This window comes from Gordonia soli NBRC 108243, from assembly GCF_000334455.1.
Taxonomy (GTDB): domain Bacteria; phylum Actinomycetota; class Actinomycetes; order Mycobacteriales; family Mycobacteriaceae; genus Gordonia; species Gordonia soli.
The window spans coordinates 39,607-53,422 of sequence record NZ_BANX01000026.1 but is presented as its reverse complement, the minus strand read 5'-3'; the positions used below and the strand labels follow the sequence as shown (position 1 = coordinate 53,422).

Below are 13,816 nucleotides of genomic sequence, written 5' to 3'. Positions count from 1 at the left end.
CCTTCCGCCCCGAACTCGTCCCTCCGCGTCATGTCCGCGGCGGGAGGAGGGACTCGGAGCGGAAGAACGTCGGGTGCGACCTGATCCGACTGCCGGTCAGTGCTCTGCCAGATAGGTGAGGATCGCCCGCACCCGCCGATTGCCCTCCTCCGGCGGCAGATCGAGCTTGGTGAAGATGTTGGCGACATGCTTCGCGACCGCTGCGTCGGAGACGGTGAGGCGCACTGCGATCTGGGTGTTCGACAATCCCTCCGACATCGCGGTGAGGACTTCGCGCTCCCGTGGTGTCAGACGGTCGAGCACGGAGGTCCGCAGCATCGTGCTGATGACCTCCGGGTCGACGATCACGCCGCCCTCGGCCACCGTCGCGATCGCCCGGAGGAAGTCGGCGACCCGTCCCACGCGTTCCTTGAGCAGGTACCCGACCGCGCCGCCGGAGTCCAGGAGTTCGCGAGCGTATGCCGAGGCGACGTACTGGGAGAGCACCAGGACGGGGAGTTCTCGTCGGACGGTGCGGATCTCGAGTGCCGCACGGAGTCCGTCGTCGCCGTGACCGGGCGGCATGCGGACGTCGGTGACGACGAGATCGACGTCGTCACCGACGCTGCGGCGCAGCGTGTCGGCATCGGTCACGGTCGCGACGACCTCGTGCCCGGCCTTCTCGAGGATTCGCGTCAGCCCCTCTGCGAGGAGGATCGAGTCCTCGGCCACCACGATCCGCACCCGCTACAGCTCCTTGGTCTTCGACCAGCGCAGCACGGTCGGTCCACCCTGTGGGCTGTCGATGTCCAGTCGCGCACCGACGGCTGCGGCACGCTCGACCAGACCCGACAGTCCCGACCCGCGATCGGTCGTCGCGCCACCGATCCCGTCGTCGACGATCTCCATCGAGATCGTCGTGTCGTCCTCGCTCAGATAGATGGTGACGGCATGCGCGCGCGCGTGTTTGGTCGCGTTGGTGACCGCTTCACTACCGGTGTAATAGATCGCCTTCTCGACCTCGGGGGTGAATCGTCGGGTGTGGTGCCACGAGCCCTGCGGCACCACGTGCACGGGGAGCGGACCGCGACCGAGTTCGATCAGGGCTGCCGTCACCCCGTGATCGTCGAGCACCTGCGGGTAGACACCGCGCACGGTGTCGCGCAGGCCCGAGAGTGCACCCTCCACGCGGGCTTGCGCCGCGATCACCTGGGTGCGGACATCGTCGTCGTCGACGGCGAGTTGGAGTTCGCCCAATTGCATCGACAACGCGACAAGGTCTCGTTGCGGTCCGTCGTGCAGGTCGCGCTCGATCCGACGTCGTTCGCCCTCGAACGAGTTCATTAGGATTCCGCGCGAGGCACGCACGTCGGCCAGTTGAGCGGCGAGTTCTTCCTCTCGCGGCCCGAGCAGCGCCTGGGCGAGCGATGCGAGGATCGCCGAGACGGCGGCGCACAGATAGACCGCGGGGATGAGCAACACGATGCCGATCACGGTTGCGGTCCACGCCTCGGCCGGGGTGTCGATCGTCCAGCCGCCGAACATCATCGGATCGGTGTCGGTGAAGGCCGGCGCGAAGATGGTCCCTCCGACCGCCGCCCCCAGGACGACGAGGCCGATCGACAGGAACGGCGTGGCTGCCGCGAGGATCAGCGAGTAGCCGGTCTCACGCCATGTGGACGTCTCGGCGAGGCGGTCGCCGATGTGGGCGGCGACGCCGCGCGAGTAGAGGGTCCGGTGGGGGTCGGCGATCGGCGCGAGGCGGAGCAGTGCGACCCGTCGACGCTCGAGCTTGGCGAGTACATACGACCACGCGGGCGCGAACGGCAGGAGGATGATGACGATGAACAGGCCGAACTGAATCCACCCGAGCACCAGGGACACGGCCAGATGGGTCAGCGCGCGCCACGGATCCGAGGACAACAGGTACCGAACCGGGTTGCGGGCCATCGCGAGCCACGCGTTGCGATAGGGAGCACGCGGCTGCCCGGCCGGTGTGTCCGGCCCGGTTTCGGTGGTGATGGTCGGTGGCGCGTCGGGTTCGATCGTCATGGGTTCTGTCATCATGCCGCCGACGCTATGACGATGTCCACGCGCGATCACTGGTGTGCGCTGTAGTTCTGGGGGTGGTGCTGACACCACCCCCAGACCAGGTCACGACGCTGCGCCTACTCCCGCGGAGTCCGCTCGCCGGGCCGGACGCCGTAACGGACCGGCGATGCGCTGCGTCAGAGGGGCACGGGTGGGACCGTGATTCACCAATGTCACGTCGCCGTCGTAGTGGGCGAGCAGGCGCGGATGGATCACGCGACGCCACACCGGAGGGATGTAGGCGAGCAATCCCATCGCCGCGTACCCCGCCGGTAGCTGGGGGGCCTCCCGGGCCGAGCGCAATGTCTGATAGCGCCGCATCGGATTCGCGTGGTGATCGCTGTGTCGCTGCAGGTGATACAGGAATGCGTTGCTGCACACATGATCACTGTTCCAGCTGTGTCGCGGTGACACCCGAACGTACCGGCCGCGCGGAGTCGTCTCGCGCAGTAGTCCGTAGTGCTCGATGTAGTTGGCCGTCTCGAGCAGGACGACGCCGATCGCCGCCTGCAGGACCAGATACGGCGCGACCTGCCATCCGAAGACCGCGACCAACGCAGCGAACAGTCCGAGACTGGTGAGCCAGCCCAGCACCAGGTCGTTGCGAAGACCCCAGCGCAGCTGGCCGCGCCGATTCAGTCGGGCCGACTCGTGCCGCCATCCCGACCGCAGACCCCCGAACACCGACCGCGGCAGGAAATGCCAGAACGTCTCGCCGAACCGCGCGCTCGCCGGGTCGTCGGGCGTGGCCACCTTCAGGTGGTGACCGTGGTTGTGCTCGACATAGAAGTGGCCGTACCAGGACTGTGCCAAAGCGATCCTGGCCAGACGGCGCTCGTGTCGAGTCCTCTTGTGGCCCAACTCATGTGCAGCATTGATCCCGACACCGGCGACCACGCCGACGGTCAGTGCCAGACCCAGGCGTTCGGCCGTCCCCATCGAGGCGGTCGTCCACACCCAGCATGCGAACACCAGCCCCGCGTACTGCATCGGCAGGTACAGGTACACGCACCACCGATAGAAGCGGTCGTCTTCCAACGCCGCCATCGCTTCCTCCGGCGGACTGCTCCGATCGGTGCCGGTGAACCGGTCGACGATCGGAATGATCACGCCCACGAGCAAAGCGCCACTGGCCCAGAAGATTCCGAGCTTCAGATAATGAACGAGAACCCACGACAGGAACGGGCTGAGCGGAATCACGATTCCGCACAACCAGAAGTGTCTTTTCGGGTCTCGCCAGAGATCCCCCCCGATATTCATGTTTTCCCACCCCGCAGAACAGTTGTCGACGATTCCGTCGTCGACGACATGATCTGCCCATCACGATCCACCTGCCGTGATGCGGCAGATCGCGTTGATTTCTTTCCCCATTCGAAAGATTACCGGGCGGCATGCTCACGCCGAAAGTCGCGTGGGAGTGCAGAATGTCACAGCCGTTCCGGTGCAGGTGAGCCGGTGCGTGTGCCAGCACATTCCGGCGCAACTGACGACGGCACCCCCGCGGTGTCCCGCGGGGGTGCCGTCGTCGTGATGCGTGCCGAGTCAGTTCTTCACGTCGAACCGATCGTTGTCGGCGACCTTGACCCACGCCGCGACGAAGTCGGCGACGAACTTGGCCTGCGAGTCATCCTGCGCGTACAACTCGGACAGCGCGCGGAGCTGCGAATGCGAACCGAACACGAGGTCGGCCGCGGTCGCGGTCCACTTGGTCGCACCCGACGTCCGATCGACTCCCTCGTACACGTTCTCCCCGGACCCCGCGGACTTCCACTCGGTACCGAGATCGAGCAGGTTGACGAAGAAATCGTTGGTCAACGCGCCCGGGCGGTCGGTGAGTACGCCGTGGGTGCTGCCGCCGTGGTTGGCGCCGATCGAACGGAGACCGCCGAGGAGGACCGTCAACTCCGGTGCGCTGAGGTCGAGCAGGTACGCGCGGTCGAGCAGGAGCTGCTCCAGCGGCGCCTTCTCACCCGCACGGGAGTAGTTCCGGAAGCCGTCGGCGCGTGGCTCGAGGAATCCGAACGACTCGACGTCGGTGTTCTCCTGTGTCGCGTCGGTGCGGCCGGGTGTGAACGGGACGGTGACATCGTGCCCGCCGTCCTTGGCCGCCTTCTCGACGCCGGCAGCGCCGGCGAGCACGATGAGATCGGCCAACGAGATCCTCTTACCGCCCGAAGCGGATGCGTTGAAGTCCTGTTGGATCTGCTCGAGGACACCGAGCACGGACGCGAGCTGTTCGGGTTCGTTGATCTCCCAGCTCTTCTGGGGCTCCAGACGGAGCCGTCCGCCGTTGGCGCCGCCGCGCTTGTCGGTGCTGCGGAAACTGCCCGCAGCCGACCACGCAGTGGCGACCAGCTGGGCGACGGTGAGGCCGGACTCGAGCACCGTGGCCTTGAGCGCGGCGACGTCCTCGCCGTCGACGAGTTCGTGATCGACTGCAGGTACCGGGTCCTGCCAGAGCTGTTCGGCTGGAACCCATGGGCCGAGATAGCGAGTGACCGGCCCGAGGTCGCGATGCAGCAGTTTGTACCAGGCCTTCGCGAAAGCCTCGGCGAGCTCTTCAGGATGATCGAGCCAGCGTCGGGTGATCTTCGCGTACTCCGGGTCCTCGCGCAGCGAGACGTCGGTGACGAGCATCGTCGGGTTGCGGCCCGGGCCACCGAAGGGATCCGGGATGGTCCCGGCGCCTGCCCCGTCCTTGGCGGTGTACTGCCACGCGCCTGCCGGGCTCTTGGTGAGCTCCCACTCGTAGCCATACAGGTTCTCCAGGAACCCGTTGCTCCACCGCGTGGGGGTCTTGGTCCACACGACCTCGAGCCCGCTGGTGATGGAGTCCTCGCCCTTGCCGCTGCCGTAAGCGCTCTTCCAACCGAGACCCTGCTGCTCGATCGGTGCTCCTTCTGGCTCGGGGCCGACGAGGTCGGCGTTGCCGGCGCCGTGCGTCTTGCCGAAGCTGTGGCCACCGACGATCAGGGCGGCGGTCTCCTCGTCGTTCATCGCCATGCGGCCGAAGGTCTCGCGGATGTCGTGCGCCGCGGCCACGGGATCCGGTTGTCCCTCCGGTCCTTCGGGATTTACGTAGATCAGACCCATGGTGGTCGCGCCGAGGGGCTTGGCGAGTTCACGCTCACCGGAGTAGCGCTTGTCGGTGCCGAGCCAGGTGTCCTCCGGTCCCCAGAAGACCTCTTCGGGCTCCCACGTGTCGGGGCGTCCGAACCCGAAGCCGAAGGTCTGGAAACCCATGGACTCGAGGGCCACGTTGCCCGAGAACACCAGCAGGTCGGCCCAGGAGACCTTGTTGCCGTACTTCTTCTTGACGGGCCAGAGCAGTCGACGGGCCTTGTCCAGGTTGGCGTTGTCGGGCCAGCTGTTCAACGGCGCGAATCGTTGCGCGCCCTCACCCGCGCCGCCACGTCCGTCGAAGGTGCGGTAGGTGCCGGCCGCGTGCCAGCTGAGACGGATGAAGAGGCCGCCGTAGTGGCCGTAGTCGGCGGGCCACCAGTCCTGGGAGGTGGTGAGCACTTTCTCGACGTCCGCCTTCAGCTCGTCGAGGTCGAGCTTCGCGAACTCGGTGGGGTAGTCGAAGTCGGCGCCGAAGGGGCTCGACTTCGTGTCATGAGCATGCAGAACCGAGAGGTCGATCTGCTCCGGCCACCAGTCCTGGTTCTTCAGCGGCGCATGTGCTTTGGGTGTCGGCGACGGGATCGCCGGGTTCTCGCTCTCGCTGGCGCTGTGGGTGCCTTCATCGGGATTGGGTGGACGACTATCGGAGGTCACAGCGTTCCTTTCGGGTTGATCGGGCTGATGATCACGGATGTGATCGGGCTGAGGGCGTCGTTGATGTGCACTGCGGGCAGGTGCCCCAGAAGGTGACCTCGGCCTCGTCGAGGACGAAGCCATGATCGTCGGGAGCATTCAGGCACGGTGTCTCGCCGGTCGCGCAATCGGCGTCGGCGATGACACCGCAGACTCGGCAGACGATGTGGTGATGGTTGTCGCCCACCCGCGATTCATAACGGGCGACGTGGCCGGCGGGCTGGATCCGCCGCACCAGTCCTGCGAGTGTCAGGGCCCCGAGCACGTCGTACACCGCCTGCCGGGACACGCCGGGCAGACCGGAGCGCACCGATGTGAAGATCGAGTCGGTGTCGGCATGCGGGTTTTCGTGCACCGCCTGCATGACCGCGAGGCGTGGGCGCGTCACACGCAGATCGGCGGCACGAAGCTGTCCCGCGTGATCTGCCGACGATGCCACGAGGCCAACCCTAGTCATGGCTGGCGCTCGACGCAGCGCTTTTCTGGAATTGATCAAGTTTCACCGAACAGCAACGAAAAGGGTTGCGCCATCCCGTTTGGCGGGTCATCTACGACGGGGCGCTGCGCGGCGGTTGCCGACTCTCGACGAATGCGGACACAGGCTGACCTCGATCGATGCGAGAGTGGATTCCGACGGCGATCACGAGAGGAACGCGAACATGGCGACCGAGATACAGGTGACATTCGACTGCGCTGACCCGGCTGCCCTGGCTGCGTTCTGGGCCGACCTGCTGGGCTACGAGATCGCTCCGCCACCACCGGGCTTCGACTCCTGGCCCGAGGGGTTGCTGGCCCTCGACATCCCACCCGAGCGCCACAACGACGCCTCGGCAGTCGTCGACCCCACGGGTGCGGGACCGCGGATCTTCTTCCAGCGCGTCGCGGAGGGCAAATCTGCCAAGAATCGGGTCCACCTCGACGTGCGGGCAGCGCCGGGACTCGAGGGTGACGAGCGGATGGCGGCGCTCGAGCAGGTCGCCGAGCGTTTGGTCGCTACGGGTGCGACCCGTCTCGAGCGCTTCGAACCCGCGCTGCCGTTGTCGGCGGGCCAGATCGTGATGGCCGACCCGGAGGGCAACGAGTTCTGCTTGGACTGACAGTCGGAAACCGCGGGCTGGAAACGACGAAGGGGCCCTCGTGTCGAGGGCCCCTTCATCGTGAGTTCAGATCAGACGCGTGCTTTCACGTACTGCGCAGCCCGCAGGGCGTCACCGTTCACGGTGTAGAGCACATGCAGGCCGTTCGGCTGTGCAAGCGGCGCGCCGTTACAGATGTTGTCGCCGGGGATGCAGTAGCGGACGGTGCGGTTGGCGACCTTCGGCGACACGCGCAGAGCCGGTGCCCCGCCGTCACGCAGGAACCGATCCGACGGCGGCGCGAAGAGGACGACCGCGGCAATGCGTCGGCTCAGGTCTGCGGACAGGGCGGGAGGCACGTCTGCCTGGTAGCGGGCGTACTGACCCAGCGCCTTGATGCCGTCACTCGCGGAGTAGCCGACAACCGCCGCACCCTGCGAGTAGCCGCCCAGGACGATCTTCGTCTTCGCGCACTTGGCGGCCACGCTCTTCACACGGGCCTGCACGTCTTCGATGCCGTCGATGACGGAGTGCGCGAAGGCGAGGCGATTGTTGAAGTTGGCGCTCGCCTCGTAGTTGACGGCGCGAACATTCACCGACTTGCTGGGGAGCTGATTACGCAGAGCCTCACCGAATGCCGCTCCGGTCAATCCGAGTGGTGCACCCGGCTCGACCGTGCCGCGGGCGAAGATCGCCTCCACGTCGGGGCATCCTGGGGCTGCTTCGGCATGCTGGGTGACAGAGAAAGCGGATCCGGCCGCGAGCATGGCCGTTCCCGCCAGGACTACGAAGAGGCGCTTGATCATGCGTCGCACTCTACGGGACGGTCTGTCCAGCCGAGGGCCTGATGCGTGGGGTTCACCTGGTGATCAGGCCGACCACACCACTGATCCCCCCTCTCACCAGCGTAGATACGATCCGTCACGCCGGATATTTTGCGACCTCGCCAGGAATGTCCCCGGCCGCGGCGAGGTTTCCCCGGTATGGCCGACGACACATATGACCCCCGCACCCTCATCGCCGACAGTTCGCTGGGCATCCTGGCGACGATTCGGGCGAACGGACTCCCGCAGCTCTCACCGGTGACCACCGTCTACGACCGCGACGCCGACACCGTCTTGGTGTCGATGACCGCGGGCCGGGCCAAGACCGTGAACCTCCGTCGCGACCCCCGGGCCGCGGTCGAGTTCACCAGCGCGGACGGATACACGTGGGCGACCGCCGAGGGTGCGGTCACTCTGACCGGGCCTGGGACCGAGCCCGACGGACCCGAGGTGGATGCACTGGTCGAGTACTACCGCCGGGGTGCGGGTGAACACCCGGACTGGGACGAGTACCGATCGGTGATGGTCTCCGACCGTCGGGTGCTGATGACCCTCCACATCGAGCGCGTGTACGGGGAGAAGCTCCGCTAGTCGGTTCAGCCCTCATGGTCACCGACCACGACGCCTGCCCGTTGCCCACGACCACCGCCGGCAGAGCACGTTAGGCTCGGCGAGGTGACGCCCGCGCCCGGACGACCGAGGTGGAATCACAACATCCACTACCACTCTGTGGTGCTGTCAGCGATTCCGGAGAGTGCGCGCAGCGCCTTGGATGTGGGTACCGGCAACGGGTTGCTGGCGGTCGATTTGCGTCGTCGACTGCCAGATGTCACCGCGATCGATTGCGACACACGGGTGCTCGATGCCGCAGCGGCTGAGGCAGGTGTGGCACACCCCGACATCAACTGGATCGCCGACGATGTCATGTCCCATCGGTTCGATCAGACCTTCGACGTCGTCGCCTCGGTCGCGACGTTGCATCATCTGCCCGATCTCGAGGCCGCCCTGCTCCGATATGCGGAACTAGCCAACCCGGGCGGTGTGGTCGTCATCATCGGTCTGGCGAAGGCCACCCGGCCCAGGGAGATCGCGATGAGTCTGTGGGGCGTTGTCCAACACCGGTGGTACTCCTGGCGACGCGGGCTCTGGGAGCACGACGCACCGACGGTGTGGCCGCCGCCGCACAGCTATCGCGACGTCCGCTCGGCGGCGGGATCTATCCTGCCCGGAGCGAGTTTTCGGCAGTTGCCGATGTTCCGGTACGCCATCGTCTGGCGGAAGACGATCTGACCGGTGGCGCCGTCGGGCGCACGGCGGGGCCGGCGAGCACCGCCGTCGATCAGGTGATCGCCGATGGGTCCGTGCGGCGTTTCGCATCGCGGCCACGCGTAACCAGCCAGTAGACACCGAATGCCATCAATTCCATCCCGACGAAGACGACGACCAGCGTGATGCTCATCGACAGGTAGCCTTGGCGGCGCGGGTCGATGAACGGGTAGGGGTACCAGTCGACGATGGGTCCGCGGATGAGCGTGTAGATCTCGTACACGAAGGGGATCGCGAGCCACGACAACCAACTGCGTTCAGGCAGTCGGCGTGACCGCACCAGGATCCGCCAGTTCGCGGTCACGAAGCGATTTTTGCACCTCGAGGTGATTTGCAATACGGACACGCCGCATGCAATTTGGGTCCCGTTGCGCATCGGAGGCTGCGGCGGTCTGACAACATCGGGTCGGTGATCCTGCCGACCGAGCGCGACCCCAGGTTGGTCACCATCCGCCGTGGCGGCTCGCTGACCGACGCCGATCACCATCTGCTCGCGCTCTGGGCGGCGACCTGTGCCCAACACGTCCTAGACCTATTCGAGCAGGAGCGATCCGATGACCCTCGACCACGACACGCGATCGACGCGATCCGCGTGTGGGCGAGGGGAGAGGCGACGATGATGCCGACGCGCGCGGCCGGTGGTCACGCGATGGCTGCGGCACGCGACTTGCGCGGGGCGGCCCGTCACGCCGCCTACGCGGCGGGGCAAGCGGCGGTGGTCGCCCATGTGCCCGAGCACGACCTCGGAGCGGCCGCGTATGCGATCAAAGCTGCCTGTGCGGCAGCTCCACGGGACCAGGTCGAGGCCGTTCGACACCGGGAATGCCAGTGGCAGCGTGAGCAACTGCCGTCAGGTATCCGTGACTTGGTGATCGACGACCAGCATCGCCGGAACAGCATCTGCTGGTCGGTGTTCGACACCCCGTGATCGCGAAGCCTCGACCCGATCCGCAGTGGCCCGGCCGGCATTCGCTACCAGAACTACCGTTCGCTACCAAGGGTTTGGTAGCGAACGGTAGGACTGGCAGCGAACCCGCACCCGCTGTGACGCCCGACGCGGTGTGGCTGCCGCGGACCCGGACGCGTTGAATCTCGCCCGAACCGACCGGCACCCGCGATCAACGATCACTTGGGCCAGGGCGTGATTCCCGATCTCAGCCGCCGGCGAGTCGGCGGCCGAACTCGCGGGCCTCGGTGAGATCGTCGGCGGCTGGATGCCCCTTGTTCACGCCACCGACTGCGCCGAACGGGCCCCACGTGTCGAGGCCGCGGCACACGAATGTGTCCACGACCTCGAAGCCTTTGTGCTCCAAGGCCCGACCGATCGTTCTCGTGTAGCGACGGAACGGGGGTTCGGGCAGCCCGCTGGTTGCGAACACGAACGCGCGTCGACCCTGCTTCTCCGGTAGCGCCGCGATGAACTCGACCAACCGACGATCGAATCCCATGTAGTAGATCCCCGACCCGAATCCCACGAGTTCGGCGTCGTCGAGATATGAAGACGACGTCTGTGTCGGCGTGACGATCTCGGCATCGAGGGATCGACCGATCGCGTCCGCGATCCGGCGGGTGTTGCCATGCGGAGAACGGGAGGTGGTGACGATGATCGATTTCACTAACAGTCCTTTCGTGTCGATGGTGTCGCTCCTACAGACACCACGTGTGGACGATGTGTGACACCAGTCCGGAACTCCAGGTCCAGGCGTGGTGACCGTGAATCGGCGAACTAGGATCGCGAGGGTCGGCGGCAGAGCCGTCGGCCGCAGGTGAGGAAGGTGAGAACCGGCCGTGACGTTGGTGAATCCGAGTCGTCGATGGTGGAATCGACCGCGCTTCCGTGCGCTGCTGCCGTGGGTGAGTTGGGGAGTCTCCGCAGTCCTGTGGCTGATCGTCGGATGGTCCCTCACCGACGGCGTAGGCGTCGACAGCTCTCCCTGGGTGGTTCCGGTCGTCTCGACGTTTGCGTTGGGCCTCATGCTCGGCGGCACGTTTCTGGTTGCCTTCGGCGGCTCGGACGATGCCGTCGATCTACGCAGCGCCCTGGTACCGACGACCTCGATGTTCGTTGCACTGGGCGTCGCCGAGATCGTGCACGCGATGGTCGTCGGGGTGAGGCCCAGGACGGAGTCGATCGTGTTCGTCTGTATCGGCGGGGTCTCGACCGCCGCTGTCTTTGCACTGCATCACTTCTGGTCCGCACGCCGTCGTTCGATGGCGATCGTGGCGCGCAACGGTGTTCCGACATCGGGCCGCGTGACTCGGGTCAGCGGATTCTGGATCGATTACCGTCCCGTCACCAGAGCCACCGTCCAGTTCACCGGCGCCGACGGGAGAACTCGCTGGACGACGCAGACCATCGAGGGCTCTGTGGCTGTCGGTGATCGCGTCGACGTGCGATACCAGCCGATGGAGGGGCGGCGTCGGGTTCCGGCGGTGGTGACCCGTCGGTGACGTCCGCGTGTGACGCGCCTGGTCGACTCACTGCCTGACGCGTAGGTCCGGCCCTACGGCTGGTCGAGGAAGTCGATCAACCAGGGGAGTGTCCGACGCAGTGCGGTGTCATCGTCGGCGGCGAACTCCTCGCCGAGGAAGTCGCCGTGGTTCCCAGGGACGACGAGAACCCGCGCGTCGGGAGTGTGCACTGCGAGTTCCACGGTGTGCTCGGTGCGGACCACATCACGATCGGCGCCGATGACCAACGTGGGGATCCGCATCTGCGCCAATTCGGTTGTGGCCCAATCGGCGAAGTTGCTCATCTGCTGCACGTCCAGCTCGAAGAGCAAACGTTGATGTTCAGGATCGTCGGGATTGATGGCCCGATCGGCGTCCAGGTAGACCGTGGGCATCTGAGAGATGTCCGGCGCCGCGAAGCCATCCCAGAACCCGTCGATCATGCCGTCGCGCCGGAACAGCGCCGACGCGATGATCTGCCGCCGGACGAGCCCTGGATGTCGCATCGCGAGTCGCATCGCAGTGTTCCCGCCGTTGCTGAAACCGAGGACATCGACGGGTCCGATATCGAGTCGGGTGAGCAGCGCGGCCAAATCATCGGCCGAGTTCTCGAATGATGGTGTCCGCTCCGGATGACTGGCGGTGTGACCATGGCCCTGCAGTTCGACCGCGATGATCTGCCGACTGGGCGCGACCATCGGGATGAACCGGCCCCAATTGGTCCCGATGGTCGACCCGCCGCCGTGGATGAGCAACAGCGGGGTCGCCTCGCTCGGCAAGCCGTGCGTCTCGTGATGGATGTCGATGGTCATCGGAAGTCTCCGTTCGTGCGACGGCGTGCGGCGCGTTGTTCGGTTGCCACGGTTCGGTCGTTCGGAGCTTTGACCTTCTGAGCGGCCGGAACTCATCGCGGGCGTTTGACTTCGGCAGTCGGTCAGCGAGGCGTGGTTCGCCTATCGGCGAGGGGGTGAGCGTTTCGATCAGCTCAATCGTCGACGGATATGGGCGCCCGAGCGGCCTCCAGAATTGCTTGCAGTGCCGCCACATGTCCGTCGAAAGCGGCGCGCCCGTCGTCGGTCAGTCGGACGCGGACAGTTCTACGTCTGCCGTTGGAGCGGCGTTCCGAGAGCACGTATCCGGCTTCTTCCAACGTCGAGAGTTGTTTCGACAGTGCCGAATCCGACATCTCCAAGCGATCCCGAAGAGCCGCGAACTCCGCCCACTCGACCGCAGCCAGTGTCGAGACCAGTGTCAGACGGGTACTCGGATGGATCAGCTCGTCGAATCGCGGAATCGTCATGCGTGGGCCCATAGACGCGTGACCGCGAGGATCTCCGGACCGGCGAATCCGACGATCACGGCGACCAGGCCGCCCGCCCACGTCGCGGGGTGATGTACCCCGTCGAGCTGCAGCGCCACCGCCAGACCGATCGTCACGACCACGAATCCGAGCAGTATGCCCACCATCAGGGCGGGGATCCGACGGCTCGCGAGGCCTCGATCGACGCGGAGGCCGTGGCTGCGCCGCCGACCGTCCAGCAATCGCGACGCCACGATCGAATGGCCGAGCGCGAAAGCTACTGTCGCGACCGTGGTTGCCCAAGCCGGCGCGAAGTCGGCCAGGATGCCGAGAATTAGCCAGGCGGTCGCCAAAGCCCACCAGTACGTGCGCGGCAGTCCGATCTCGGCGGTGACATGCCGGCGTGCGGAGTCGATGGTGCGCAAGGCATCCGCGGCCTGGTCAGGGGTTACGTCGGCCATTGCGTTCTCCCAACATGACGACAATGTGTTTCCTACTTGGACAGTAGTGTCTACTTTCCCAGTAGGAAAGTCAAGAAGGTGGAGTTGCCGAGGATGTGGACCTCAGCGCCGCCGGCGAGCATTCTCGCCGGCTTCGGATCTGAGCGCACCGGTGAGTCTCGTCGCATTGGCGTCGGCCCACTGCCACAGGTTCTCCAGGACCGCGCCGAGTTCGGTGCCACGACCTGGGGTCAGTTCGTACGACTTGTCCAGGTGCTTGTCGACGAGACCAACCTGGGTAAGGGTCGCCAGTCGATCCGCAAGCATGCTCGACGAACAGTTGCCCATTCGTCGGCGCAGTTCCAAGAACCCGAGCGGGCCGGGTTCCAGTTCCCAGATGACGCGGAGAATCCAGCGTTGTCCGAGTAGGTCCATCGCAGCGTAGATGCCGGCCTCTGGTTCATCGGCGTCATTCGCCACGGTTGCGCTTCTCATTTCGAACCAGCATACTCG

The 13,816-nt window shown here is 66.0% G+C and carries 16 protein-coding genes and 1 pseudogene; 5 read left to right on the top strand and 12 right to left on the bottom strand.

Annotated features, from left to right (window positions below; translation table 11 throughout):
• Positions 1-96: 96 nt before the first annotated feature.
• The 5 genes from GS4_RS17205 to GS4_RS17185 form a co-directional block, all read right to left on the bottom strand.
• Positions 97-723, bottom strand: coding sequence for a response regulator transcription factor (locus GS4_RS17205; protein WP_007622866.1), 627 nt, complete (start codon positions 721-723; stop codon positions 97-99).
• A 3-nt stretch (positions 724-726) separates the two neighbouring features.
• On the bottom strand, positions 727-2,046 hold the full coding sequence (locus GS4_RS17200) for a sensor histidine kinase (protein ID WP_245555735.1): 1,320 nt from the start codon (positions 2,044-2,046) through the stop codon (positions 727-729).
• A gap of 87 nt (positions 2,047-2,133) precedes the next feature.
• Positions 2,134-3,330 carry an alkane 1-monooxygenase gene (locus tag GS4_RS17195; RefSeq protein ID WP_007622864.1) on the bottom strand — a complete coding sequence of 399 codons (1,197 nt, stop codon included), beginning with the start codon at positions 3,328-3,330 and terminating at the stop codon, positions 2,134-2,136.
• Between the two features lie 282 nt (positions 3,331-3,612).
• Positions 3,613-5,847 carry a catalase/peroxidase HPI gene (katG, locus tag GS4_RS17190; RefSeq protein WP_007622863.1) on the bottom strand — a complete coding sequence of 745 codons (2,235 nt, stop codon included), beginning with the start codon at positions 5,845-5,847 and terminating at the stop codon, positions 3,613-3,615.
• Positions 5,848-5,878: 31 nt separating this feature from the next.
• The gene (locus GS4_RS17185) at positions 5,879-6,325 is read right to left on the bottom strand and encodes a Fur family transcriptional regulator (protein ID WP_007622862.1); all 447 of its coding nucleotides are present in this window, start codon (positions 6,323-6,325) and stop codon (positions 5,879-5,881) included.
• A 220-nt stretch (positions 6,326-6,545) separates the two neighbouring features.
• Between GS4_RS17185 and GS4_RS17180 the strand changes: the two genes are divergently transcribed.
• Positions 6,546-6,983: a VOC family protein gene (locus GS4_RS17180; protein WP_007622861.1), complete on the top strand. Its 438-nt coding sequence runs from the start codon at positions 6,546-6,548 to the stop codon at positions 6,981-6,983.
• A 71-nt stretch (positions 6,984-7,054) separates the two neighbouring features.
• On the opposite strand, the gene GS4_RS17175 is transcribed toward GS4_RS17180, so the two are convergent.
• Positions 7,055-7,768 carry a cutinase family protein gene (locus tag GS4_RS17175; protein WP_007622860.1) on the bottom strand — a complete coding sequence of 238 codons (714 nt, stop codon included), beginning with the start codon at positions 7,766-7,768 and terminating at the stop codon, positions 7,055-7,057.
• Positions 7,769-7,945: 177 nt separating this feature from the next.
• Here GS4_RS17175 and GS4_RS17170 point away from each other — a divergent pair, with 177 nt between their 5' ends.
• Positions 7,946-8,377, top strand: a complete 432-nt coding sequence (locus GS4_RS17170) for a PPOX class F420-dependent oxidoreductase (RefSeq protein WP_007622859.1) — start codon at positions 7,946-7,948, stop codon at positions 8,375-8,377.
• Positions 8,378-8,461: 84 nt separating this feature from the next.
• The gene (locus GS4_RS17165) at positions 8,462-9,076 is read left to right on the top strand and encodes a class I SAM-dependent methyltransferase (RefSeq protein WP_007622858.1); all 615 of its coding nucleotides are present in this window, start codon (positions 8,462-8,464) and stop codon (positions 9,074-9,076) included.
• A 49-nt stretch (positions 9,077-9,125) separates the two neighbouring features.
• On the opposite strand, the pseudogene GS4_RS17160 reads toward GS4_RS17165, so the two are convergent.
• Positions 9,126-9,407, bottom strand: a pseudogene (locus GS4_RS17160) (Pr6Pr family membrane protein); the annotation flags it as partial.
• 114 nt (positions 9,408-9,521) lie between these two features.
• Here GS4_RS17160 and GS4_RS17155 point away from each other — a divergent pair.
• A complete protein-coding gene (locus GS4_RS17155; RefSeq protein ID WP_040510905.1) occupies positions 9,522-10,040 on the top strand; it encodes a putative immunity protein in 519 nt (172 codons plus the stop codon).
• Positions 10,041-10,266: 226 nt separating this feature from the next.
• Here the strand turns inward: GS4_RS17155 and GS4_RS17150 are convergent, their stop codons facing one another.
• Complete coding sequence (locus GS4_RS17150; protein WP_007622855.1) at positions 10,267-10,728, bottom strand: flavodoxin family protein; 462 nt, start codon at positions 10,726-10,728, stop codon at positions 10,267-10,269.
• A gap of 172 nt (positions 10,729-10,900) precedes the next feature.
• On the opposite strand from GS4_RS17150, the gene GS4_RS17145 reads away from it, so the two are divergent.
• Positions 10,901-11,563 (top strand): hypothetical protein, encoded by a 663-nt coding sequence (locus GS4_RS17145; RefSeq protein ID WP_007622854.1) that lies wholly within the window; start codon positions 10,901-10,903, stop codon positions 11,561-11,563.
• A gap of 53 nt (positions 11,564-11,616) precedes the next feature.
• Here GS4_RS17145 and GS4_RS17140 read toward each other — a convergent pair whose 3' ends face one another.
• The 4 genes from GS4_RS17140 to GS4_RS17125 form a co-directional block, all read right to left on the bottom strand.
• Complete coding sequence (locus GS4_RS17140; protein WP_007622853.1) at positions 11,617-12,375, bottom strand: alpha/beta fold hydrolase; 759 nt, start codon at positions 12,373-12,375, stop codon at positions 11,617-11,619.
• 173 nt (positions 12,376-12,548) lie between these two features.
• Positions 12,549-12,863, bottom strand: a complete 315-nt coding sequence (locus GS4_RS17135; RefSeq protein ID WP_007622852.1) for a transcriptional regulator — start codon at positions 12,861-12,863, stop codon at positions 12,549-12,551.
• Complete coding sequence (locus GS4_RS17130; protein ID WP_007622850.1) at positions 12,860-13,324, bottom strand: hypothetical protein; 465 nt, start codon at positions 13,322-13,324, stop codon at positions 12,860-12,862. The genes GS4_RS17135 and GS4_RS17130 overlap by 4 nt, the downstream gene beginning before the upstream one ends.
• 102 nt (positions 13,325-13,426) lie before the next feature.
• Positions 13,427-13,798 (bottom strand): winged helix-turn-helix transcriptional regulator, encoded by a 372-nt coding sequence (locus GS4_RS17125; protein ID WP_051989764.1) that lies wholly within the window; start codon positions 13,796-13,798, stop codon positions 13,427-13,429.
• Positions 13,799-13,816: the final 18 nt, after the last annotated feature.